Origin of the sequence: Escherichia sp. E4736, from assembly GCF_005781225.1 — a bacterium.
Lineage (GTDB): Bacteria > Pseudomonadota > Gammaproteobacteria > Enterobacterales > Enterobacteriaceae > Escherichia.
In genome coordinates this window covers 39,369-62,617 of record NZ_VATT01000020.1, presented here as the reverse complement: position 1 = coordinate 62,617, position 23,249 = coordinate 39,369, and the positions used below count along the sequence as shown (strand labels likewise).

Annotated in this window: 23 protein-coding genes and 1 pseudogene; 19 read left to right on the top strand and 5 right to left on the bottom strand. The window is 56.5% G+C overall.

Annotated elements, in window-relative coordinates:
• Positions 1 to 4 precede the first annotated feature (4 nt).
• From FEK46_RS15385 to nikR, 19 genes are all read left to right on the top strand, one after another.
• Complete coding sequence (locus tag FEK46_RS15385) at positions 5 to 586, top strand: hypothetical protein (RefSeq protein ID WP_130260972.1); 582 nt, start codon at positions 5 to 7, stop codon at positions 584 to 586.
• Positions 583 to 1,944 carry an acyl-CoA synthetase gene (locus FEK46_RS15380; protein ID WP_135559207.1) on the top strand — a complete coding sequence of 454 codons (1,362 nt, stop codon included), beginning with the start codon at positions 583 to 585 and terminating at the stop codon, positions 1,942 to 1,944. Before FEK46_RS15385 ends, FEK46_RS15380 begins: the two co-directional genes overlap by 4 nt.
• On the top strand, positions 1,931 to 2,284 hold the full coding sequence (locus FEK46_RS15375) for a 3-hydroxyacyl-ACP dehydratase FabZ family protein (RefSeq protein ID WP_024225041.1): 354 nt from the start codon (positions 1,931 to 1,933) through the stop codon (positions 2,282 to 2,284). Before FEK46_RS15380 ends, FEK46_RS15375 begins: the two co-directional genes overlap by 14 nt.
• Entirely contained in the window at positions 2,275 to 3,951 is a 1,677-nt protein-coding gene (locus tag FEK46_RS15370; protein ID WP_135559206.1) for a glycosyltransferase, read from the top strand. The genes FEK46_RS15375 and FEK46_RS15370 overlap by 10 nt, the downstream gene beginning before the upstream one ends.
• Before the next feature lie 3 nt (positions 3,952 to 3,954).
• Positions 3,955 to 4,377, top strand: coding sequence for a thioesterase family protein (locus FEK46_RS15365; protein ID WP_000930891.1), 423 nt, complete (start codon positions 3,955 to 3,957; stop codon positions 4,375 to 4,377).
• Positions 4,374 to 4,979 (top strand): outer membrane lipoprotein carrier protein LolA, encoded by a 606-nt coding sequence (locus tag FEK46_RS15360; protein WP_135493079.1) that lies wholly within the window; start codon positions 4,374 to 4,376, stop codon positions 4,977 to 4,979. The genes FEK46_RS15365 and FEK46_RS15360 overlap by 4 nt, the downstream gene beginning before the upstream one ends.
• Positions 4,948 to 7,266 (top strand): MMPL family transporter, encoded by a 2,319-nt coding sequence (locus tag FEK46_RS15355; RefSeq protein ID WP_135559205.1) that lies wholly within the window; start codon positions 4,948 to 4,950, stop codon positions 7,264 to 7,266. Before FEK46_RS15360 ends, FEK46_RS15355 begins: the two co-directional genes overlap by 32 nt.
• Complete coding sequence (locus FEK46_RS15350; protein WP_135559204.1) at positions 7,263 to 7,847, top strand: DUF3261 domain-containing protein; 585 nt, start codon at positions 7,263 to 7,265, stop codon at positions 7,845 to 7,847. Before FEK46_RS15355 ends, FEK46_RS15350 begins: the two co-directional genes overlap by 4 nt.
• A gap of 1 nt (position 7,848) precedes the next feature.
• Complete coding sequence (locus FEK46_RS15345) at positions 7,849 to 9,018, top strand: beta-ketoacyl-[acyl-carrier-protein] synthase family protein (protein ID WP_135559203.1); 1,170 nt, start codon at positions 7,849 to 7,851, stop codon at positions 9,016 to 9,018.
• A complete protein-coding gene (locus tag FEK46_RS15340; RefSeq protein ID WP_130209123.1) occupies positions 9,015 to 9,479 on the top strand; it encodes a 3-hydroxy-fatty acyl-ACP dehydratase in 465 nt (154 codons plus the stop codon). The genes FEK46_RS15345 and FEK46_RS15340 overlap by 4 nt, the downstream gene beginning before the upstream one ends.
• Entirely contained in the window at positions 9,479 to 10,210 is a 732-nt protein-coding gene (locus FEK46_RS15335; protein WP_000091660.1) for a 3-ketoacyl-ACP reductase FabG2, read from the top strand. Before FEK46_RS15340 ends, FEK46_RS15335 begins: the two co-directional genes overlap by 1 nt.
• Positions 10,207 to 11,436, top strand: coding sequence for a beta-ketoacyl-ACP synthase (locus tag FEK46_RS15330; RefSeq protein WP_135408181.1), 1,230 nt, complete (start codon positions 10,207 to 10,209; stop codon positions 11,434 to 11,436). The genes FEK46_RS15335 and FEK46_RS15330 overlap by 4 nt, the downstream gene beginning before the upstream one ends.
• A 1-nt stretch (position 11,437) precedes the next feature.
• Positions 11,438 to 12,025 carry a 4'-phosphopantetheinyl transferase AcpT gene (acpT, locus tag FEK46_RS15325; RefSeq protein ID WP_130209127.1) on the top strand — a complete coding sequence of 196 codons (588 nt, stop codon included), beginning with the start codon at positions 11,438 to 11,440 and terminating at the stop codon, positions 12,023 to 12,025.
• Positions 12,026 to 12,135: 110 nt separating this feature from the next.
• Positions 12,136 to 13,710, top strand: a complete 1,575-nt coding sequence (gene nikA, locus FEK46_RS15320) for a nickel ABC transporter substrate-binding protein (protein ID WP_130209129.1) — start codon at positions 12,136 to 12,138, stop codon at positions 13,708 to 13,710.
• A complete protein-coding gene (gene nikB / locus FEK46_RS15315; protein ID WP_000947068.1) occupies positions 13,710 to 14,654 on the top strand; it encodes a nickel ABC transporter permease subunit NikB in 945 nt (314 codons plus the stop codon). Before nikA ends, nikB begins: the two co-directional genes overlap by 1 nt.
• On the top strand, positions 14,651 to 15,484 hold the full coding sequence (gene nikC, locus FEK46_RS15310) for a nickel ABC transporter permease subunit NikC (RefSeq protein WP_135559202.1): 834 nt from the start codon (positions 14,651 to 14,653) through the stop codon (positions 15,482 to 15,484). Before nikB ends, nikC begins: the two co-directional genes overlap by 4 nt.
• The gene (gene nikD / locus FEK46_RS15305; RefSeq protein WP_135559201.1) at positions 15,484 to 16,248 is read left to right on the top strand and encodes a nickel import ATP-binding protein NikD; all 765 of its coding nucleotides are present in this window, start codon (positions 15,484 to 15,486) and stop codon (positions 16,246 to 16,248) included. The genes nikC and nikD overlap by 1 nt, the downstream gene beginning before the upstream one ends.
• Complete coding sequence (gene nikE, locus FEK46_RS15300) at positions 16,245 to 17,051, top strand: nickel import ATP-binding protein NikE (RefSeq protein ID WP_135559200.1); 807 nt, start codon at positions 16,245 to 16,247, stop codon at positions 17,049 to 17,051. Before nikD ends, nikE begins: the two co-directional genes overlap by 4 nt.
• A gap of 5 nt (positions 17,052 to 17,056) precedes the next feature.
• On the top strand, positions 17,057 to 17,458 hold the full coding sequence (gene nikR / locus FEK46_RS15295; protein WP_001190062.1) for a nickel-responsive transcriptional regulator NikR: 402 nt from the start codon (positions 17,057 to 17,059) through the stop codon (positions 17,456 to 17,458).
• 119 nt (positions 17,459 to 17,577) lie between these two features.
• Here the strand turns inward: nikR and FEK46_RS15290 are convergent, their stop codons facing one another.
• The 5 genes and pseudogenes from FEK46_RS15290 to FEK46_RS15270 form a co-directional block, all read right to left on the bottom strand.
• Complete coding sequence (locus FEK46_RS15290) at positions 17,578 to 17,937, bottom strand: type II toxin-antitoxin system HicB family antitoxin (protein ID WP_000593555.1); 360 nt, start codon at positions 17,935 to 17,937, stop codon at positions 17,578 to 17,580.
• Positions 17,934 to 18,205, bottom strand: a pseudogene (locus tag FEK46_RS15285) (type II toxin-antitoxin system HicA family toxin). Before FEK46_RS15285 ends, FEK46_RS15290 begins: the two are co-directional and overlap by 4 nt.
• 72 nt (positions 18,206 to 18,277) lie before the next feature.
• A complete protein-coding gene (locus tag FEK46_RS15280) occupies positions 18,278 to 19,402 on the bottom strand; it encodes an ABC transporter permease (RefSeq protein ID WP_135559224.1) in 1,125 nt (374 codons plus the stop codon).
• Positions 19,402 to 22,137: a ribosome-associated ATPase/putative transporter RbbA gene (rbbA, locus tag FEK46_RS15275; protein ID WP_135559199.1), complete on the bottom strand. Its 2,736-nt coding sequence runs from the start codon at positions 22,135 to 22,137 to the stop codon at positions 19,402 to 19,404. The genes FEK46_RS15280 and rbbA overlap by 1 nt, the downstream gene beginning before the upstream one ends.
• Positions 22,134 to 23,201, bottom strand: a complete 1,068-nt coding sequence (locus FEK46_RS15270) for an HlyD family secretion protein (RefSeq protein ID WP_130217806.1) — start codon at positions 23,199 to 23,201, stop codon at positions 22,134 to 22,136. The genes rbbA and FEK46_RS15270 overlap by 4 nt, the downstream gene beginning before the upstream one ends.
• Positions 23,202 to 23,249 lie beyond the last annotated feature (48 nt).

Below are 23,249 nucleotides of genomic sequence, written 5' to 3'. Positions count from 1 at the left end.
TCTGATGTCGGGCATTCGCTCGCTACCGATTATAAAGCTGCTGACCGGATTATTGCTGCTCGCCTGGCCGTTTGTAATTTGGCTTGGTTTGGCACATAACGGCCTGCATTGGCTGTTGCCGCTGATGGCGCTGCTGCTTTTGTTGCGCCTGCGCCAGACCCGTCGCCAGGCGGGGCCGCTCCAGGTCGTCACACAAATCGTCGCTGTCGTGGGCATCGCCTTGTGTGTCGCCAGCTTTCTGTTGAAAACGCACCAGCTACTGCTGTTTTACCCGGTAGTGGTTAATGCGGTAATGCTGGCGGTTTTTGGCGGTTCGCTGTGGTCGGCAATGCCGATAGTTGAGCGGTTGGCGCGTTTGCAGGAGCCAGACCTTCCAGAAAAGGGCGTGCGCTATACCCGCCACGTCACGCAAATCTGGTGCGGCTTTTTCATCATCAACGGCGGAATTGCCCTCTTTACCGCGCTGCATGGCGATATGTCGTTATGGACTGCCTGGAACGGCATGATCGCTTATTTGTTGATGGGAACATTAATGGCTGGTGAATGGCTGGTGCGCCGTCAGGTGATGAAAAGAGATCGCTCATGAAGCAGACCTTACCGCTTGCACGCTGGCTGACTGCGCCACGCCCTGATGACACGCCCATTGCGTGGCTGGACGAAAGCACTTGGGCACTGGGCGATTTGCGTCACGATGTCGCGCAACTTATCTGCCGTTTACAGCAACAGCCCGGGAAACGCTGGGCGCTATGCTTTGAGAACAGCTATCTGTTTATCGTTGCCCTGCTCGCCACGCTACACGCCGGAAAAACGCCGGTGCTTCCGGGGCATAACCGCGTCATCCAGCTTAATGAGCAACGTGAACTTTTTGATGGTGTGCTTAGCGACAGCGAACTTAACTGGCAAGGTTCATTGCTGTTGGTAGCAAGTTCCCCACAAGTCGCGCCACAATCATTCACCTTTGTTGCTATAGCGCCAGACGCTTATATCGAGCTATTTACCTCTGGTTCCACGGGGCAGCCGAAGCGGGTGATTAAACCTGTTCATTTGCTGGACCGTGAAGCAGAACTGCTGGCTGAACGATTAGGCGCACGTCTGGCGGGTTGTCGGGTGGTCGGTTCCGTATTACCGCAGCATTTGTACGGCCTGACTTTTCGCATTTTCTTGCCAATGGCGCTGGGATTACCCCTGCATGCCGCCATGCTCTGGTATGTCGAACAGTTTGCCGCGTTGAGTCATCAGCATCGCTATATATTCATCAGCAGCCCGGCATTTTTGAAGCGTCTGGATGCTCAGCTATCCCCGCCGCCTGTTCAGGTGCTTCTCTCTGCTGGTGGTGAGCTACCGTGGCAGGACGTACAACACACCGCGAGCTGGCTACGCGTCTGGCCTGATGAAATCTACGGCAGCACGGAAACCGGCGTCATTGCCTGGCGTTACCGCGATCAGGAGCAACGACGCTGGCTGCCCTTTCCAGGTATGAAGTTCCAGGCCGAAGGTGATTCTTTTCGCCTCTTTTCACCGCTGATGACGGAAGATAACGGCCTGTTGCTCGACGATGCCTTACAGTTTAGCGAAGACGGCCAGTTCCATCTGATGGGGCGTCGTGGGCGCATCGTTAAGATTGAAGAAAAACGTATTTCTCTGCAGGAAGTGGAACAGCGTCTGCTGGCGCTGGACGGTATTCGCGAGGTGGCGGCAGTTCCCGTTACGCGCGGCGGGCGTCAGTGCATTGGCGTTTTGCTGGTGCTGGATGACGAAGCTCATCTGCAATGGCAGAACGGTGGCGGGCATAGCCAGGAAATGACCTGGCGGCGATTACTGCGCCCGACGCTGGAGCCAGTTGCCATTCCGCGTTACTGGCGCGTTATTGATGAAATGCCAGTAAACAGTATGAACAAGCGTGTCTATGCGCAATTACAGGAGTTATTTCATGAAGCCCCATGAAATCGAGCGCCATCAGGCACAAGCGAATCACCTTGAGATTGTTTTGCATCTCAGGGCAGATCTGTTCTGGTTTCGCGGTCATTTTGCCGTGCAACCATTACTCCCTGGCGTGGCGCAAATCGACTGGGCGATGAGCTACGCGCTCACTCTGCTCGCGCCCGGCTGGCGTTTTCACTCCATTCAGAACATAAAATTCCAGTCTCCGTTGCTGCCGGAAAACCGCGTCACGCTCACGCTTAACTGGCAGGAAGATCGCCAGATTCTGAGCTTTAGCTATCAGCGTCACGACGGTGACGCCCGCCACACCGCCAGTAGCGGGAAGATCCGCCTATGTCGGTAAACTTTTCTCCCTGCGTGTTGATCCCCTGCTACAACCACGGCGCAATGATGCCGGGCGTGCTGGCGCGTCTTAAGCCATTTAATCTGCCCTGTATTGTGGTGGATGACGGCAGCGATGCCGCCACGCAACAGCAACTGGATAAGCTGGTTAGCGAACAGCCTGGCGTGACCTTAATTCGCCAGGCAGAAAACGCAGGCAAAGGCGCGGCGGTGATGCGCGGCTTACAGGCGGCGGCAGACGCGGGGTTCAGCCATGCGGTGCAGGTGGATGCTGACGGTCAACACGCGATTGAAGATATCCCCAAACTGCTGGCACTTGCCGAACAGCACCCTGCGGCGCTGATCTCCGGCCAGCCGATTTACGATGACTCCATTCCCCGCTCACGGCTGTACGGGCGCTGGGTCACCCACGTCTGGGTATGGATCGAAACGCTCTCCCTGCAACTGAAAGACAGCATGTGCGGCTTTCGCGTTTATCCGGTTGCGCCAACGCTGCAACTGGCAAAACACGCCACCATCGGCAAGCGGATGGATTTCGACACCGAAGTGATGGTGCGCCTCTACTGGCAGGGAAATACCAGTTATTTCGTGCCGACCCGCGTCACCTATCCGCTGGACGGGCTTTCGCATTTTGATGCCCTGAAAGATAACGTCCGCATCTCGCTCATGCACACGCGTCTGTTTTTCGGCATGTTGCCGCGTATTCCTTCGCTGTTAATGCGCCGCTCTTCCAGCCACTGGGCGCGGCAGAGTGAAGTGAAAGGATTATGGGGAATGCGCCTGATGCTGCTGGTCTGGCGTCTGCTGGGAAGAACGGCGTTTAGCGCGCTGCTTTACCCGGTAGTGGGCGTCTACTGGCTCACTGCCAGCCGGGCGCGTAAAGCGTCGCAAGACTGGCTCGCCCGTGTGCGCCAGCATCAACCACAGGCAGCAAAACTCAACAGCTACCAGCACTTTTTACGTTTCGGCAACGCCATGCTCGACAAAATCGCCAGTTGGCGCGGCGAGCTGCAACTGGGGCGCGATGTGCTGTTTGCGCCAGGCGCAGAAGCGGCGCTTGACGTCCGCGATCCGCGCGGCAAATTGCTGCTGGCCTCGCATCTTGGCGATGTCGAAGTGTGCCGGGCGCTGGCAAAAATTCAGGGCTACAAAACCATTAACGCGCTGGTGTTTAGCGAAAATGCCCAACGCTTTAAACAGATAATGCAGGAGATGGCTCCTCAGGCAGGCATTAACCTGCTCCCGGTAACAGATATCGGCCCGGAAACCGCCATCCTGCTGAAAGAGAAGCTGGATAACGGCGAATGGGTGGCGATTGTCGGTGACCGCATCGCCGTCAACCCGCAACGCGGCGGCGACTGGCGCGTCTGCTGGAGTCCGTTTATGGGCCAGCCTGCGCCTTTCCCACAGGGGCCGTTTATTCTCGCGTCCATTTTGCGCTGCCCGGTGAATCTGATTTTCGCCCTGCGCCAGCACGGCAAGCTGCATATTCACTGCGAAACCTTTGCCGACCCGCTGCAGCTGCCGCGTGGCGAACGCCAGCAGGCGCTGCAAAACGCTATCGATCATTACGCCGCGCGTCTGGAACATTACGCGCTCCAGTCGCCCCTCGACTGGTTTAATTTTTTCGATTTCTGGCAACTGCCGGAAGTCCAGGACAAGGAGTAAAGGGTGCTGAACGATCCCCGATTTACCGCTGAAGTTGAACTGACCATTCCCTTTCACGACGTCGATATGATGGGCGTGGCCTGGCACGGTAACTATTTTCGCTACTTTGAAGTGGCCCGCGAGGCGCTGCTCAACCAGTTCAATTACGGCTATCGGCAGATGAAAGAGTCCGGTTATTTGTGGCCGGTGGTCGATGCGCGGGTGAAATATCGCCACGCCCTCACCTTTGAGCAACGCATCCGCGTGCGTGCGCATATCGAAGAGTTCGAAAACCGTCTGCGGATTGGCTATCAGATTTTCGATGCCGAAACGGGAAAACGCGCCACCACCGGATACACCATCCAGGTCGCAGTAGACGAGCAAAGCCGCGAACTGTGCTTTGTCAGCCCCGATATTCTGTTTGAACGCATGGGAGTCAAACCATGAAATTTTTACCGCTGCTGGCGCTGCTGATTAGCCCGTTTGTGAGCGCCCTGACCCTGGACGATCTTCAGCAACGCTTTACCGAACAGCCGGTGATCCGCGCCCATTTCGATCAAACTCGGACGATTAAAGATCTGCCGCAGCCGCTGAGATCGCAGGGCCAGATGTTGATCGCCCGCGACCATGGGTTATTGTGGGATCAAACCTCACCGTTCTCCATGCAGCTATTGCTGGACGATAAACGCATGGTGCAGGTGATCAACGGTCAGCCGCCGCAAATCATCACGGCAGAAAATAACCCGCAGATGTTCCAGTTTAACCACCTGCTGCGCGCGCTGTTCCAGGCCGATCGCAAAGTGCTGGAACAAAACTTCCGCGTCGAATTTGCTGATAAAGGCGAAGGCCGCTGGACGCTGCGCCTGACCCCAACCACCACGCCGCTGGATAAAATTTTCAACACCATCGATCTCGCCGGGCAAACCTATCTGGAGAGCATTCAGCTTAATGATAAACAGGGCGATCGCACCGATATCGCTCTTACCCAACATCAACTGACGCCAGCGCAACTGACCGATGACGAACGCCAACGTTTTGCCGCCCAGTAAACGCCCCGCGCTGTTATGGGGGATCGTCTGCCTGGTCATGGCGGCGGCGTTGCTGATTCTGCTGCCGCAATCACGGCTGAACAGTAGCGTGCTGGCAATGTTACCCAAACAGGCGATGGGCGATATTCCCCCAGCGCTGAATGACGGCTTTATGCAGCGTCTGGACCGCCAACTGGTGTGGCTGGTCAGCCCCGGTAAAGAGGCTAATCCCAGGGTGGCTCAGGAGTGGCTGACGCTGCTGCAAAAATCCGCTGCGCTCGGCGACGTTAAAGGGCCAATGGATGCCGCCAGCCAGCAGGCGTGGGGAGCATTTTTCTGGCAGCACCGCAACGGCCTGATTGACCCCGACACTCGCGTCCGCCTGCAAAACGGCGGCGAAGCGCAGGCGCAGTGGATCCTCTCCCAGCTTTATTCTGCGTTCTCCGGGGTAAGCGGCAAGGAGCTGCAAAACGATCCGCTGATGTTAATGCGCGGCTCGCAGCTGGCGATGGCGAAAAACGGCCAGCGTTTACGACTGATGGACGGCTGGCTGGTGACGCAGGATCCCCAGGGCAACTACTGGTATCTGCTGCACGGAGAACTGGCGGGATCGTCGTTTGATATGCAGCAAACCCACAAGCTCATCACGACCCTGAATACGCTGGAAAAAGATCTGAAAACACGTTACCCGCAGGCGCAGCTGCTCTCGCGCGGCACGGTGTTTTACAGCGATTACGCCAGCCAACAGGCGAAGCAAGATATCTCCACCCTGGGCGTGGCAACGCTGCTGGGGGTGATATTGCTGATTGTGGCGGTGTTCCGCTCTCTACGTCCGTTGCTGCTTTGCGTGATTTCCATCGGCATCGGCGCGCTGGCGGGAACGGTCGCCACCTTGTTGATTTTCGGTGAATTACACCTGATGACGCTGGTGATGAGCATGAGCGTTATCGGCATTTCCGCTGACTACACGCTCTATTACCTCACCGAACGGATGGTGCACGGCAACGACGTTTCGCCGTGGCAAAGCCTGGCGAAAGTGCGTAATGCCCTGCTTCTGGCGCTGCTCACCACCGTGGCGGCATATCTGATTATGATGCTCGCCCCCTTCCCCGGTATTCGCCAGATGGCGATTTTTGCCGCCGTCGGGTTGAGCACCTCCTGTCTGACCGTCCTGTTCTGGCATCCGTGGCTGTGTCGTGGCCTGCCGGTGCGTCCGGTTCCGGCGATGGCGCTGATGCTGCGCTGGCTGGCAGCGTGGCGGCGTAATAAAAAATTGTCGCGGGGTCTGCCCGTCGCGCTGGCGCTGTTTTCGCTGGCGGGGATGTCAATGCTGCGCGTCGATGACGATATCTCGCAGTTACAGGCGCTGCCGCAGCATATTCTGGCGCAGGAAAAAGCCATTACCGCCCTGACCGGACAAAGCGTCGATCAAAAATGGTTTGTAGTTTACGGCGACTCCCCACAGCAAACCTTGGGACGACTGGAGACATTTACCACCTCGCTGGAGAAAGCGAAAAAAGACGGCCTTATCAGCAACTACCGCACTATTCCGCTGAACTCCCTGGCGCGGCAGAAGGAAGATTTAGACCTGCTGAAAACGGCGGCCCCGACGGTAACGAAAGCGCTGCAAAATGCCGGGCTGACGGCGGTGAAACCAGATCTCAACGCCATGCCAGTGAACGTTGATGAATGGCTGGCAAGCCCCGCCAGTGAAGGCTGGCGTCTGCTGTGGCTGACGCTGGAAAACGGCGCAAGCGGCGTACTGGTGCCGGTTGAAGGGGTTAAAAGTAGCGAGTTGTTGCAGGAAATAGCCAGCTATTACCCTGGCGGCATTGCCTGGGTTGATCGCAAAAGTACCTTTGATGAATTGTTCGCACTTTACCGCTACGTCTTAACCGGCTTGTTGCTGGTGGCGCTGGCAGTAATTGCCTGCGGCGCGGTGGCCCGCCTCGGCTGGCGCACAGGGCTTATCAGCCTTGTACCTTCGGTGCTTTCTCTGGGCTGCGGTCTGGCAGTGCTGGCGATGAGCGGGCAGGCGGTGAATCTCTTTTCGCTACTGGCGCTGGTGCTGGTGCTTGGCATCGGCATCAACTACACACTGTTTTTCAGTAATCCGCGCGGTACACCGTTAACTTCACTCCTGGCGATCACGCTGGCAATGCTCACCACCTTACTGACGCTGGGAATGCTGGTATTCAGCGCCACCCAGGCCATCAGCAGTTTTGGCATTGTGCTGGTGAGCGGTATTTTCACTGCCTTCCTGCTTTCGCCGCTGGCTATGCCCGATAAAAAGAGAACAAAAAAATGATCAAACCCACATTCTGGCGAGCGTTCGCCCTGACCGCTACGCTTATCCTCACCGGCTGTAGCCACTCGCAACCGGAACAGGAAGGTCGCCCGCAGGCGTGGCTGCAACCTAGCACGCGCATCACGCTGCCTGCGCCGGGGATTTCACCCGCCGTCAATTCCCAGCAACTGTTGACCGGCAGCTTCAACGGCAAAACCCAGTCGCTGCTAGTGATGCTTAACGCCGACGACCAGAAAATCACCCTTGCCGGGCTGTCGTCGGTCGGCATTCGCCTGTTTCTGGTGACCTACGATGCGCAAGGGCTACGCGCCGAGCAATCCATCGTCGTCCCACAGTTACCGCCCGCAAGTCAGGTACTGGCTGACGTAATGCTCAGCCACTGGCCGATTAGCGCCTGGCAACCGCAACTCCCCGCAGGCTGGACGCTTCGCGACAACGGCGACAAACGCGAGCTGCGTAACGCCAGCGGCAAACTGGTCACGGAAATCACCTATCTGAATCGCAAGGGCAAACGCGTGCCAATCAGCATTGAGCAGCATGTCTTTAAATACCACATCACCATTCAATACTTAGGTGACTGATATGATTTATATTTCCGCCGTTGGCATGATCAACGCCCTGGGAGATAACCTTGACGAAATCGCAGCCAACCTGGCTCGCGGTGTTGCTCCCGGAATGCGCCCACGCGCAGGCTGGTTGCAGGGGCATCCGCAGGCGGTCCTGGCTGGCGTGGATGGCGAGCTTCCGCTTATCCCGGAAAAATTCGCTGCGCACCGCTCGCGCAACAATCAGATCCTGCTGGCGGCGCTGGCGCAGATCCAGCCGCAGGTTGATGACGCTATTGCGAAATATGGCCGCGAGCGCATCGCGATTGTGCTTGGCACCAGCACCTCCGGCCTGCATGAAGGCGACACGCACGTTAAGCTGCGCACCAACGGACAGCCGAGCACCACGTGGCACTATGCACAACAGGAACTCGGCGATCCGTCGCGTTTTCTCAGCCACTGGCTGGCGCTCGACGGCCCGGCCTATACCCTTTCAACCGCCTGCTCCTCCAGTGCCAGAGCGATGATCAGCGGGCGCAGGCTTATCGAGGCGGGGCTGGTCGATGCCGCCATTGTGGGTGGCGCAGATACCCTGAGCCGTATGCCGATTAACGGTTTTCACAGCCTCGAATCACTGTCGCCAACTTTATGTCAGCCGTTTGGTCGTGACCGCGCAGGTATCACCATTGGCGAAGGGGCGGGGCTGATGTTATTAACCCGCGAACCGCAGCCCATCGCGTTGCTGGGCGTTGGTGAATCAAGCGACGCTTACCATATTTCGGCCCCGCATCCGCAGGGCGAAGGGGCGATCCGCGCTATTAATCAGGCGCTGACCGATGCGCAGCTTACGCCAGATGACGTCGGCTATATCAACCTGCACGGCACCGCCACACAACTCAACGATCAGATTGAATCAATGGTGGTTAACGCCCTGTTTGGCGAACGCGTACCTTGCAGCTCCACCAAACATTTGACCGGACACACGCTGGGCGCGGCGGGCATTACCGAGGCAGCAATCAGCATGTTGATCTTACAGCGTGATTTACCGCTGCCCGCTCAGGACTTCAGCCTGTCGCCGCGCGATCCCAGGCTGCCACCGTGTGGCATTATCGAACAACCGCAGCCGCTGGCACGTCCGGTGATCCTGTCCAATTCCTTCGCCTTTGGCGGCAATAACGCCAGCATTCTGCTCGGGAGGGTTTCGTGAGCCACTATTTATCACCCGGCGCTTATCTGCCCCACGACGCGCCCATGTTACTGCTGGAAGAAGTGGTGAGCGTCAGCGATGACAGCGCGGTCTGCCGCGTAACAGTCTCGCCCAGTGGCGTACTGGCACCGTTTCTCGACCCGGACGGCAATCTCCCTGGCTGGTTTGCCCTTGAACTGATGGCGCAAACCGTCGGCGTCTGGTCTGGCTGGCATCGCCACCAGCAGGGCAAAAACAGTATTGAGTTAGGGATGGTACTGGGCGCGCGTGAATTGCTTTGCACCACTGGCATTCTGCCCGCAGGCCAGACGCTGACCATTACCGTCAAACTGCTGATGCAAGACGATCGCTTCGGCAGTTTTGAGTGCAGCATCAACGACGGCGAGGCGACGGGCCGCATTAACACCTTCCAGCCGACCGCGGAAGAACTTACCACCCTGTTTCAACAAGGAGCGTCCTGATGAGTCGTTCAGTTCTGGTTACTGGTGCCAGCAAAGGCATTGGTCGCGCCATCGCCTGCCAACTGGCGGCAGACGGCTTTAACATTGGCGTTCACTATCACCGTGACGCCGCAGGCGCTCAGGAAACGCTGAATGCCATTGTCGCCAACGGTGGTAACGGGCGTTTGCTCAGTTTCGACGTCGCAAACCGCGAACAATGTCGGGAAGTGCTGGAGCACGAGATCGCGCAACACGGCGCCTGGTACGGCGTAGTCAGTAACGCCGGGATCGCCCGCGACGCCGCTTTTCCGGCTTTAAGCGATGACGACTGGGATGCGGTGATCCACACCAATCTCGACAGTTTCTACAACGTCATTCAGCCGTGCATTATGCCGATGATCGGTGCACGCCAGGGTGGACGCATCATCACGCTGTCCTCGGTTTCCGGCGTAATGGGCAATCGCGGCCAGGTGAATTACAGCGCTGCCAAAGCCGGAATTATCGGCGCAACAAAAGCACTGGCTATCGAACTCGCGAAGCGCAAAATCACCGTCAACTGCATCGCGCCGGGACTTATTGATACCGGGATGATCGAAATGGAAGAGAGCGCCCTGAAAGAGGCAATGTCGATGATCCCAATGAAACGCATGGGCCAGGCGGAAGAAGTTGCCGGGCTTGCCAGCTATTTAATGTCTGATATTGCAGGTTACGTCACCCGCCAGGTTATTTCCATCAACGGAGGGATGTTATGACACGTCGCGTAGTGATTACAGGAATGGGCGGCGTGACTGCCTTTGGTGAAAACTGGCAGGACGTTTCTGCACGCTTACTGGCGTATGAAAACGCGGTGCGCAAAATGCCGGAGTGGCAGGTCTACGATGGCCTGCACACCCTGCTTGGCGCGCCTATTGATGATTTCACGCTACCGGAGCACTACACCCGCAAGCGTATCCGTGCGATGGGCCGCGTGTCGCAAATGTCGACCCGCGCCAGCGAGCTGGCGTTAGAGCAGGCAGGGTTGATTGGCGATCCGATATTAACCAGCGGCGAAACGGGCATTGCGTACGGTTCATCGACCGGCAGTACCGGTCCGGTGAGCGAATTTGCCACCATGCTGACGGAAAAGCACACCAATAACATCACTGGCACCACCTATGTGCAGATGATGCCGCACACCACCGCCGTTAATACTGGCCTCTTTTTCGGCCTGCGCGGGCGGGTGATCCCAACCTCCAGCGCCTGTACCTCCGGCAGCCAGGCGATCGGTTATGCGTGGGAAGCCATTCGCCACGGTTATCAAACGGTGATGGTTGCTGGTGGTGCCGAAGAGTTATGCCCTTCAGAAGCAGCGGTATTTGATACGCTTTTCGCCACCAGCCAGCATAATGATGCGCCGAAAACCACACCTTCACCGTTCGATGAAAACCGCGACGGGCTGGTGATTGGTGAAGGCGCTGGGACGCTCATTCTCGAAGAACTGGAGCACGCCAAAGCGCGCGGCGCAACCATTTACGGTGAAATCGTCGGCTTTGCGACTAACTGCGACGCGGCACATATTACCCAGCCGCAGCGCGAAACCATGCAGTATTGTATGGAGCAATCGCTGAAAATCGCCGGGTTAAGCGCACAAGATATCGGCTATATTTCGGCGCATGGCACGGCGACCGATCGCGGCGATGTGGCAGAAAGTCTGGCGACAGCAACCATTTACGGTGATAATGTGCCGCTCTCCTCGCTGAAAAGTTATTTTGGTCATACGCTTGGTGCCTGTGGCGCGCTCGAAGCCTGGATGAGTCTGCAAATGATGCGCGAAGGCTGGTTTGCTCCTACGCTAAACCTGAATAAACCAGACCCGAATTGTGGCGCGCTGGATTACATCATGCATGAAGCCCGCAAGGTTGATTGTGAGTTTTTGCAGAGTAACAACTTTGCCTTTGGCGGCATTAATACATCCATCATCATTAAACGTTGGCCCTGATATGTATCGGATAGTTCTGGGGAAAGTTTCGACCTTAAGCGCAGCTCCACTGCCACCGGCTTTACACGATCAAGCACCGCAAGGTCCACGACGCGAACGCTGGCTGGCGGGGCGTGCATTGCTTTCGCACACGCTTTCCCCGCTACCGGAGATCATCTATGGCGAACAAGGCAAACCGGCATTCGCGCCGGAAACGCCGCTATGGTTCAACTTAAGCCATAGCGGTGACGATATCGCCCTGCTGTTGAGCGATGAAGGCGAAGTCGGCTGCGATATCGAAGTGATTCGCCCGCGCGCCAACTGGCGCTGGCTGGCGAACGCGGTGTTCAGCCTCGGGGAACATGCTGAGATGGACGCCGTGCATCCTGATCAGCAACTGGAAATGTTCTGGCGCATCTGGACGCGCAAAGAAGCCATCGTTAAACAGCGTGGTGGCAGCGCCTGGCAAATCGTCAGCGTAGACAGCACCTATCAGTCATCGCTGTCAGTCAGCCATTGCCAGCTCGACAATTTAAGTCTGGCAATCTGCACCCCTACCCCCTTTACGCTCACCGCCGACAGTGTGCAATGGATCGATTCAGTTAACTGATCCGCCCGTCCGACTGCCTATCTCTTGATCCAGAACAGGTAATCAGTATGACGAATATTTAAAATCGTCATACTTATTTCCGCCATCTATTTTAATCCATTGGGGTTACCATGCTCTCCACACTCCGCCGCACTCTATTTGCGCTGCTGGCTTGTGCGTCTTTTATCGTTCATGCCGCCGCGCCAGATGAAATCACCACCGCCTGGCCGGTGAATGTCGGGCCACTAAACCCACACCTTTACACGCCTAATCAGATGTTCGCCCAGAGCATGGTTTATGAACCGCTGGTGAAATATCAGGCAGACGGTTCGGTGATCCCGTGGCTGGCAACAAGCTGGACCCATTCGGAAGATGGCAAAACCTGGACCTTCACTCTGCGTGATGGCGTGAAATTCTCTAACGGCGAACCGTTTGATGCAGAGGCGGCGGCAGAAAACTTCCGCGCAGTGCTCGATAACCGTCAACGTCACGCCTGGCTGGAGCTGGCAAACCAGATTGTTGATGTCAAAGCACTCAGTAAAAACGAGCTGCAAATCACCCTGAAAAGCGCCTACTATCCTTTCCTGCAAGAACTGGCCCTGCCACGCCCTTTCCGCTTTATCGCCCCCTCGCAGTTTAAAAACCATGAAACCATGAACGGGATTAAAGCGCCGATTGGCACCGGGCCGTGGGTATTGCAGGAATCGAAACTGAATCAGTACGATGTCTTCGTCCGAAACGAAAACTACTGGGGCGAAAAGCCGGCGATTAAAAAGATCACGTTTAACGTGATCCCGGACCCGACTACCCGCGCGGTGGCGTTTGAAACTGGCGATATCGACCTGCTGTACGGAAACGAAGGGTTATTACCGCTCGATACCTTCGCCCGCTTTAGCCAGAATCCGGCTTACCATACCCAACTGTCACAGCCGATCGAAACCGTGATGCTGGCACTTAATACCGCCAAAGCCCCCACCAACGAGCTGGCAGTACGTGAAGCTCTCAATTACGCGGTAAACAAAAAATCGCTGATTGATAACGCGTTGTATGGCACCCAGCAGGTCGCAGACACTCTGTTTGCCCCTTCTGTACCCTACGCCAACCTCGGCCTGAAACCGCGCCAGTACGATCCGCAGAAAGCGAAAGAGTTGCTGGAAAAAGCCGGTTGGACGCTGCCTGCTGGCAAAGACATCCGCGAGAAAAATGGTCAGCCGCTGCGCATTGAACTGTCGTTCATCGGCACCGATGCGTTAAGCAAATCGATGGCGGAAATCATTCAGGCTGATATGCGCCAGATTGGCGCAGATGTCTCGCTGATTGGCGAAGAAGAGAGCAGTATCTATGCTCGTCAGCGCGACGGTCGTTTTGGCATGATTTTCCACCGCACCTGGGGCGCGCCATACGATCCACACGCCTTCCTGAGTTCAATGCGCGTACCGTCGCACGCTGACTTCCAGGCACAGCAAGGTTTAGCCGACAAGCCGCTGATTGATAAAGAGATCGGCGAAGTGCTGGCGACCCATGACGAAACGCAACGTCAGGCGCTGTATCGCGACATTCTGACCCGTCTGCATGACGAGGCGGTTTATCTGCCTATCAGTTACATCTCAATGATGGTGGTTTCAAAACCGGAACTGGGTAACATCCCCTACGCGCCGATCGCCACCGAAATCCCGTTCGAACAGATTAAACCGGTGAAACCTTAATGTTGCGTTATGTATTACGCCGCTTTCTGCTGCTGATCCCGATGGTGCTCGCCGCCTCGGTGATCATTTTCCTGATGCTGCGCCTCGGCACCGGTGACCCGGCGCTTGATTATTTGCGTTTATCTAACCTGCCGCCGACGCCGGAGATGCTGGCCTCTACCCGCACCATGCTGGGGCTGGATCAGCCGCTGTACGTGCAATACGGCACCTGGCTATGGAAGGCGCTGCATCTCGATTTCGGTATCTCATTCGCCAGCCAACGCCCGGTGCTGGACGATATGCTGAACTTCCTGCCCGCCACGCTGGAACTGGCGGGTGCGGCGCTGGTATTAATTCTGCTCACCTCCGTGCCGCTCGGTATCTGGGCGGCGCGCCACCGCGATCGCTTGCCCGATTTCGCCGTCCGTTTCATCGCGTTTCTCGGCGTGTCGATGCCTAACTTCTGGCTGGCGTTTTTACTGGTGATGGCGTTTTCGGTGTATCTGCAATGGCTACCCGCAATGGGTTACGGCGGCTGGCAGCACATCATTTTGCCTGCGGTATCCATCGCCTTTATGTCGCTGGCGATTAACGCGCGTTTGCTGCGCGCCAGTATGCTGGACGTCGCCGGTCAGCGTCATGTGACCTGGGCGCGGCTGCGCGGCCTGAATGACAAACAGACCGAACGCCGCCATATTCTGCGCAATGCCTCGCTGCCGATGATCACTGCCGTGGGGATGCACATTGGCGAACTGATTGGCGGGACGATGATTATCGAAAACATCTTTGCCTGGCCGGGCGTCGGGCGCTATGCGGTGTCGGCGATTTTCAACCGTGACTATCCGGTGATCCAGTGCTTTACGCTGATGATGGTGGTGGTTTTTGTGGTCTGTAATTTGATTGTCGATTTGCTCAACGCCGCGCTGGACCCGCGTATTCGTCGTCATGAAGGAGCGCACGCGTGAACTTTTTCCTCTCCTCCCGCTGGTCGGTTCGCCTGGCGCAGATCATTATCGCCCTGCTGGCGCTGATTGCGCTCACCAGCCAGTGGTGGCTGCCGTATGCCCCCCAGGCGATTGATTTGCCTTCGCGCCTGCTTTCGCCGGATGCGCAGCACTGGCTGGGCACCGATCATTTAGGGCGCGATATTTTCTCGCGGCTGATGGCGGCGACCCGCGTGTCGCTCGGTTCGGTAATGGCCTGCCTGCTGCTGGTACTGACATTAGGGCTGGTTATTGGCGGCAGCGCCGGACTGATTGGCGGGCGCGTTGATCAGGCCACCATGCGCGTTGCCGATATGTTTATGACCTTCCCGACTTCGATTCTGTCGTTCTTTATGGTTGGCGTGCTCGGCACCGGGCTGACCAACGTAATTATCGCCATCGCCCTGTCGCACTGGGCGTGGTATGCACGCATGGTGCGCAGCCTGGTGATTTCACTGCGCCAGCGCGAGTTTGTGCTGGCGTCACGACTTTCTGGTGCGGGCCATGTGCGGGTGTTTGTTGATCATCTGGCAGGTGCGGTGATCCCCTCGCTGCTGGTGCTGGCAACGCTGGATATCGGCCATATGATGCTGCACGTCGCGGGTATGTCCTTCCTCGGCCTCGGCGTGACCGCGCCGACCGCCGAATGGGGCGTGATGATTAACGACGCGCGCCAGTATATCTGGACCCAGCCGCTGCAAATGTTCTGGCCGGGGCTGGCGCTGTTTATCAGCGTGATGGCCTTTAACCTGGTGGGTGACGCACTGCGCGATCATCTGGATCCTCATCTGGTGACGGAGCACGCACACTAATGCCGCAACAGATTGAACTACGTAATATCGCGCTACAGGCCGCGCAGCCGCTGGTGCACGGTGTATCGTTAACCCTGCAACGCGGGCGCGTGCTGGCGTTAGTCGGCGGCAGCGGCAGCGGAAAATCACTGACCTGCGCCGCAGCGCTGGGCATTCTGCCCGCTGGCGTTCGCCAGACGGCGGGGGAAATTTTAGCCGATGGCAAACCGGTTTCTCCCTGCGCCCTGCGCGGCATCAAAATTGCCACCATCATGCAGAACCCGCGCAGCGCCTTTAATCCGCTGCACACCATGCACACCCACGCGCGGGAAACCTGCCTGGCGCAGGGGAAACCCGCCGACGACGCCACGCTTATCGCCGCTATAGAAGCGGTAGGGCTGGAAAACGCCGCACGCGTGCTGAAGCTGTATCCGTTCGAGATGAGCGGCGGCATGTTACAGCGCATGATGATTGCGATGGCGGTGCTGTGTGAATCACCGTTTATCATCGCTGATGAACCCACCACCGACCTTGACGTGGTGGCGCAGGCGCGCATCCTCGATCTGCTGGAAAGCATTATGCAAAAACCAGCGCCGGGAATGCTGCTGGTCACCCATGATATGGGCGTTGTGGCGCGTCTGGCGGATGACGTGGCGGTGATGTCGCACGGTAAGATTGTCGAACAGGGCAATGTAGAAACGCTGTTTAACGCCCCCAAACATGCGGTGACGCGCAGCCTGGTTTCCGCTCATCTCGCCCTTTATGGTATGGAGCTGGCATCATGACTTTACTTAACGTCTGCGACCTTTCCCATCACTATGCGCACGGTGGATTTAGCGGTAAGCACCAGCATCAGGCGGTGCTGAATAACGTTTCCCTGACCCTGAAAAGCGGTGAAACCGTCGCCCTGCTGGGGCGTAGCGGCTGCGGGAAAAGCACTCTCGCGCGGCTGCTGGTAGGCTTAGAATCGCCCTCACAAGGGAATATTAGCTGGCGCGGCGAACCGTTGACGAAACTTAATCGCGCCCAGCGAAAAGCCTTCCGTCGCGATATTCAGATGGTATTTCAGGACTCTATCAGCGCCGTTAACCCGCGCAAAACCGTGCGCGAGATCCTGCGTGAACCGATGCGCCACCTGCTATCGCTGAAAAAATCGGAGCAACTGGCGCGCGCCAGCGAAATGCTGAAGGCGGTCGACCTCGACGACAGCGTGCTCGACAAGCGCCCACCGCAGTTAAGCGGCGGCCAGCTCCAGCGCGTCTGCCTGGCGCGCGCGCTGGCGGTCGAACCGAAACTGCTGATTCTGGATGAAGCCGTTTCTAACCTTGATCTCGTGTTACAGGCGGGCGTCATTCGCCTGCTGAAAAAGCTACAACAACAGTTTGGCACCGCCTGCCTGTTCATCACCCACGACTTACGTCTTGTAGAACGCTTCTGTCAGCGGGTGATGGTGATGGACAACGGACAAATCGTCGAAACCCAGGTGGTGGGAGATAAATTAACCTTTTCCTCTGACGCCGGACGTGTGCTACAAAACGCGGTATTACCCGCATTCCCCGTGCGCCGTCGCGCCACAGAAAAGGTTTAACGCAAATGCAACGAGTCACCATCACGCTTGATGACGATTTACTGGAGACGCTGGACAGCCTGAGCCAGCGTCGTGGTTATAACAACCGTTCCGAAGCTATCCGCGATATTCTGCGCAGCGCCCTGGCGCAGGAAGCTACCCAGCAGCACGGCACACAAGGTTTCGCGGTGCTGTCGTATGTGTATGAACACGAAAAACGCGACTTAGCCAGCCGTATTGTCTCCACGCAGCATCACCACCACGATCTCTCGGTCGCCACGCTGCATGTGCACATTAATCACGACGACTGTCTGGAAATTGCCGTGCTGAAAGGTGACATGGGCGACGTGCAGCATTTTGCCGATGACGTTATCGCCCAACGCGGCGTGCGGCACGGGCATTTGCAGTGCTTACCGAAGGAAGATTGAGTTATTTCTAAAACGAGGAAAGAAAAGATATTAACTGAACTTAATTTATATAATTAAGTTCAGTTGCATAGATAGATCCTGTAAAGGCAGATATTCTGCGTAATGTACGCCGCTAAAATTTATAAATGATTCAAACGCTCATTCAGCGTTTCAATAATATAAGTATTAACAGAGACTTGTTGCTGCGCAGCCGCATTATTAAGGCGTTCACTCAGCGATTCTGGATAGCGTAACGTAAAGGTTTTAATCTTTTCTGTACGCGCATACGGCTCAATACCCGCAGCTTTACAATCCTCAAGATACTCTCGCAGGGAAAGCTCCCCTTCTTTTTGCAGCCCCTGAATGCTGTCAGAGACAAAATCACAATAACCTGACAAGCCCAGGAATTTGCCACGAAATGCATTTAGTTCTGGCACGTAGGTAATAACAGCAGGTTGCCCGGCAATCTCCATAGAGTTTGGCGTCTTCAGTTTGATCATGGTTTTACCCCTATACTTAGTAACCAGTCACGCACGCTTTCTACAGCGCCTTTATCGGTATCTGGCGACGGATGAGGCCGATGGAAACACGCAACGCTCATATTTAGTATGAACTTACAACGCGAACCCCTTCCTTAATTTCTCCGCCTAATGCTTTAACCAGTGACTCTATATCAGACCACTTGATCCCTTGAGGAACAGGAGATTTAAATATTTGATCCAATGTGTTTTTTTGTTTCTTCCGTAAAGCCTGTACCTGGGTTCTCATGGCATGTCCTTATGACTTCACTTTATGACATCAATAGTATGACATCACAGTATGAAGTCAAGTTTCCCTTCCTTACGCCATTGTTCCAATCGTCTTCCTGAATCGCAGTAGCGCGATGGTGAAAAACGCGCCGCCAATTGCCATCAGCGTCAGGAACTGCGGCCAGACGATTTCGAATCCGGCACCACGGTAGAGAATGGCCTGTGCAAGGCTGACAAAGTGTGTCGTCGGCATGGTCAACATAATGTCCTGCACCATCTGCGGCATACTTTCGCGCGGCGTAGAGCCACCAGAAAGCATTTGCAGCGGCAGCAGCACCAGAATCACCAGCAGCCCCAGTTGCGGCATTGAACGCGCTATCGTCCCCATAAAAATGCCAATTGACGTAGTGGCAAACAGACTGAGCGCCACGCCCAGCATAAAGAGCGGGATCGAACCTTCAATCGGTACGCCCAGCACGCCTTTCACCATCAATACCAGCGATAATCCCGATACCGCCAGCACTACCAGCCCCATCGACCAGACCTTCGCCATCATGATCTCAAACGGCGTTATCGGCATCACCAGTAAGTGTTCCACCGTGCCGTGTTCGCGCTCGCGGATCAGCGCCGATCCGGTCAATACAATCGCCAGCATGGTAATGTTGTTGATGATCGCCATCACCCCGCCAAACCACGCAGGATCAAGGTTCGGGTTAAAGCGCATCCGGGTTTCCAGCGATACCAACGGTTCGCTGTTATCACGGTAGCGCGCGACGAAACTGTTCACTTCACCGTTGATAATATTCTGGATATAACCGTTGCCAGTGAATGCCTGGCTCATGCGCGTGGCATCAACGTTCACCTGAATATCCGGCTGGCGTCCGGCGAGGACATCACGCTGAAAATTAGGCGGGATATTTATCGCGAAGGTATAGCGTCCGGCGTCCAGTCCGGCATCCATCTCATCGGCGGTGATCATCTCCGGTGGCAAAAACCACGGGCGATAGAAGCTGTTAACGATCCGGTTCGATAACTGCGATTGATCCATATCGGCAATGGCGATCGGCGCCAGGTTCAATGATCCTGGCGTGACGGTCGCTGACGAATACACCGACGCCGTAAACGAGAAGACAATCAGCGTCAGCATCGCTTTATCGCCGAGCAGGCTGCGCAACTCTTTGATACCCAGATTAAAAATATTGCGTAAATGGCGCATCATCCCTCCTGTTTTTTCAGCAGCAGGATGCTTAAGCCCATCACCAGCGGGATGGCTATCAGAAACGGGATAAAAAGTTGCCACAAATCAGTCAGATCAAGTGCCTTCGAGAACGTCCCGCGGGCGATAGTCAGAAAATGACTGGTCGGGTAAACCTCGCCGATCCAACGTCCAGGCCCTTCCAGCGAAGCTACCGGATCGATCATCCCGGAAAACTGTGTCGCCGGGATCAACGTGATAATCGCCGTACCGAAAATGGCGGCAATCTGGCTTTTCATAAAGGTGGAGATCAGCAGCCCCATTCCAGTGGCGATGATGATATACAGCAGCGCCGCCAGGGTGAGCGTCAGGAAACTGCCTTTATGCGGTACGCCAAACACAAACACCGACAGGCCGCAGAGCAGGAAAAAGTTCAGCATCCCCAGCGCGATGTACGGCAGCTGTTTGCCAAGCAAAAATTCGCTGCGGGTGGTAGGAGTCACGTAAAGGTTGATAATCGACCCAAGCTCTTTTTCCCGCACCACGCTAAGGGCGCTTAACATCGACGGAATCATCATCAGCAACAGCGGGATCACCGCAGGAACAATCGCTGGCAGGCTTTTTACGTCCGGGTTATAGCGATAGCGCGTCTCAATGTACATCAGCCCGCTTTGGCTGGCAGGCGTGGATTGTCGACTCGCCACATCCTGTAGCCAGCTCTGGTGCATGGCCTGCACGTAACCTTTTACCGTTTCGGCACGGCTCGGCATTGCACCGTCGATCCAGACACCGAGTTCCACAGGCGTACCACGCGCGATATCGCGCCCGAAATTGGGTGGGATCTCAATCGCCACCGTGATATCGCCCGCACGCATCCGACGGTCAAGTTCGTCATAACTGGTGAGCGGCGGCTGTTCGATAAAGTAACGGGAACCGGAGAGATTGAGCGTCCACGCCTGGCTACTGACGGTCTGGTCGCGGTCAAGCACCGCAAAGCGCAGGTTTTCCACATCCATACTGATGCCGTAACCCATTATCAGCATCAGGATCACCGTTCCCATCAGCGCCAGCGTCGAACGTACCGGATCGCGTCGCAGTTCCAGTGCTTCGCGACGGCTGTAGCTAAACAGACGGCGCAGGCTAAATCCCTGACGCGGCGCGTGGGTAGTGTCATGTACCACAGGTGGCGCTTCGGCTTCGTTGCTCTGCCCTGCCGCCTCCTGCAAATAGGCGATAAATGCCTCTTCCAGACTGGCGGCTCCACGTTTTTCAACCAGTTCCTGCGGTGTACCGCTGGCAAGCACTTTTCCGGCGTGCATCAGTGAGATACGGTCGCAGCGTTCCGCTTCGTTCATAAAGTGGGTGGAGATGAAGATAGTCACTTTGTCCTGGCGCGAGAGATCGACCATCAACTGCCAGAACATATCCCTCGCCACCGGATCGACGCCAGAAGTGGGTTCATCGAGGATTAACATTTCCGGGCGATGAATCACCGCCACCGCCAGCGAAAGCCGCTGGCGAATGCCGAGCGGCAATGACTCCGGCAGAACATCTTCAACGTCGTTGAGCTTAAAACGCTCGCTCATTTCAGCCACTCGCGCGGGAATTTCCGCTTCCGGGATGTGAAACAAACGGGCATGTAACTCCAGGTTTTGCCGCACGGTGAGTTCGTTATAGAGCGAAAACGCCTGCGACATATAGCCCACCCGACGGCGAGTATCGATATCTTTTGGATCAACCGGTTGCCCGAACAGCCACGCCTCACCTTCGCTGGCGGGCAGCAGTCCGGTAAGCATTTTCATGGTGGTGGATTTACCGCAGCCATTCGAACCAAGGAAACCAAAAATCTCCCCGCGTGGAATGCGGAAATTGACGTGATCAACGGCAACGAAGGAACCAAAACGCATGGTCAGATCGCGCGCTTCGATGGCAATCTCTGCGTTTTCAGGTTGATACGGTGGGATCACTACCGCCTGATGCGCCTGGCGTTGCGCTTCTGGTAACAAAGCGATAAACGCTTCTTCCAGCGTGGCGCTTTGCGTTTGCTGCCGCAGCTCTTCGGCGCTGCCAGTTGCCAGCACTTCTCCGGCATTCATCGCTACCAGCCAGTCGAAGCGTTCGGCCTCTTCCATGTAGGCGGTGGCGACCAGCACGCTCATGTTGCTTTGTCGCTGGCGAATACTGTCGATCAGATCCCAGAACTGGGCGCGAGAGAGCGGGTCAACCCCCGTTGTTGGCTCATCAAGAATCAACAGTTCCGGGTCGTGGATTAACGCACAGCACAGCCCAAGTTTTTGCTTCATCCCGCCGGAGAGTTTCCCTGCCGGACGATCGCGAAATGGTGCTAACCCGGTGCTGGTCAGCAGCTCGTTAATTCGCACTTCCCGCTCCGCTTTGTCGTGACCGAACAGGCGGGCGAAAAAATCGACGTTTTCATACACCGACAAGGTGTGGTAGAGGTTTTTGCCCAGCCCTTGCGGCATCCAGGCGATGCGCGGGCAAACGTCGCGGCGATGCTTCGGGTCGCGCATATCGCCGCCCAGCACCATCACGTTGCCCTGCTCAATGACACGAGCACCGGAAATCAATGACAATAAACTCGACTTACCGACGCCGTCCGGGCCAATCAGCCCGACCATGCAGCGGGCCGGAATCTCGAGAGTGATATTGTTCAGCGCAACGGTTTTTCCATAATGCTGGCTCACGCCCACCAGTTGCGCGACAGGCGGGACGGGAACCAGTTCCAGATGCGTCATTGCGGCAACCTCACCACCAGGTCGTCAGGCCACGGAAGTTCTTCATTCACCCGCACCCACGCTACGCCCGGCAATCCGGTTTTGACATATTCCAGATGCTGCTGGAGTAATTCCGGTGGGATACGCGCTTTGACGCGAAACATCAGTTTCAGCCGTTCATCGCTGGTTTCGACGGTTTTTGGCGTGAACTGGGCGACGCTGGCGACAAAGCTGATGGTCGCAGGAATACGCAGATCTGGCGCAGCATCGAGGATCAGCCGGGCTTCACCACCCAGTTTCAGCGTGCCCGCTTGTTCGGTTGGCAGGAAGAAGGTCATGTAGACGTCGCTCAAATCGACCATATTCAGCACCCGACCACCTGCTGCCAGCACTTCGCCTGGCTCGGCAACCCGATACTGCACGCGTCCGTCACGCGGGGCTTTCAGTTCGCTGTCATCGATATCTGCGGCAATGCGCCGTTCAGTGGCTTGTGCCGCTTCGACGCGCGTTTGCGCCTGAATGATATTGGTGCGTGCCGCCTCTATAGCGGCTTTAGAAGCCGAAACCTGGGCTTTTGCCGATTCCAGCGCAGCACGGGCGCCTTCGGCAGCGGCGCGGTCGTCATCCAGCTGTTGCGCAGAAATAGCCCCACGATGGGCGAGCGAGCGGGAACGGGTATGACGTTTGGCTACGGAGTCCAGTTCAGCCTGGCGTTGATTAACCAGCGACTGTGCGGCACGAGTTTCACTTTGCCGCTGTTCCAGCAAAGCCTGCGCGGCGGCAACGGCACTTTGCGCCTCTTTGATTTGCGCGATGGCTTCCAGTCGCTGTTCCTGCAACACACGAGTATCCATCTTCGCCAGCACTTCGCCTTTGCGAACAAACTGGCCTTCTTTCACCAGAATGGTGTCGATACGCCCGGCAATTTTGCTGGCGATATCCACTTCCGTCGCTTCAATGCGCCCATTGCTGACGGCAAAGCCTTCCGGCACACCTGCCGGACGCAACAGCCACCACGCCACGATAGCAGCCACCGCCAGTAACCCGACAACCCACCACGCCAGATGGCGCTTAATATTATCCATAATCGACCCGCCATAATCCCTGTAAGCAATCGACGCGTGTTACAACTG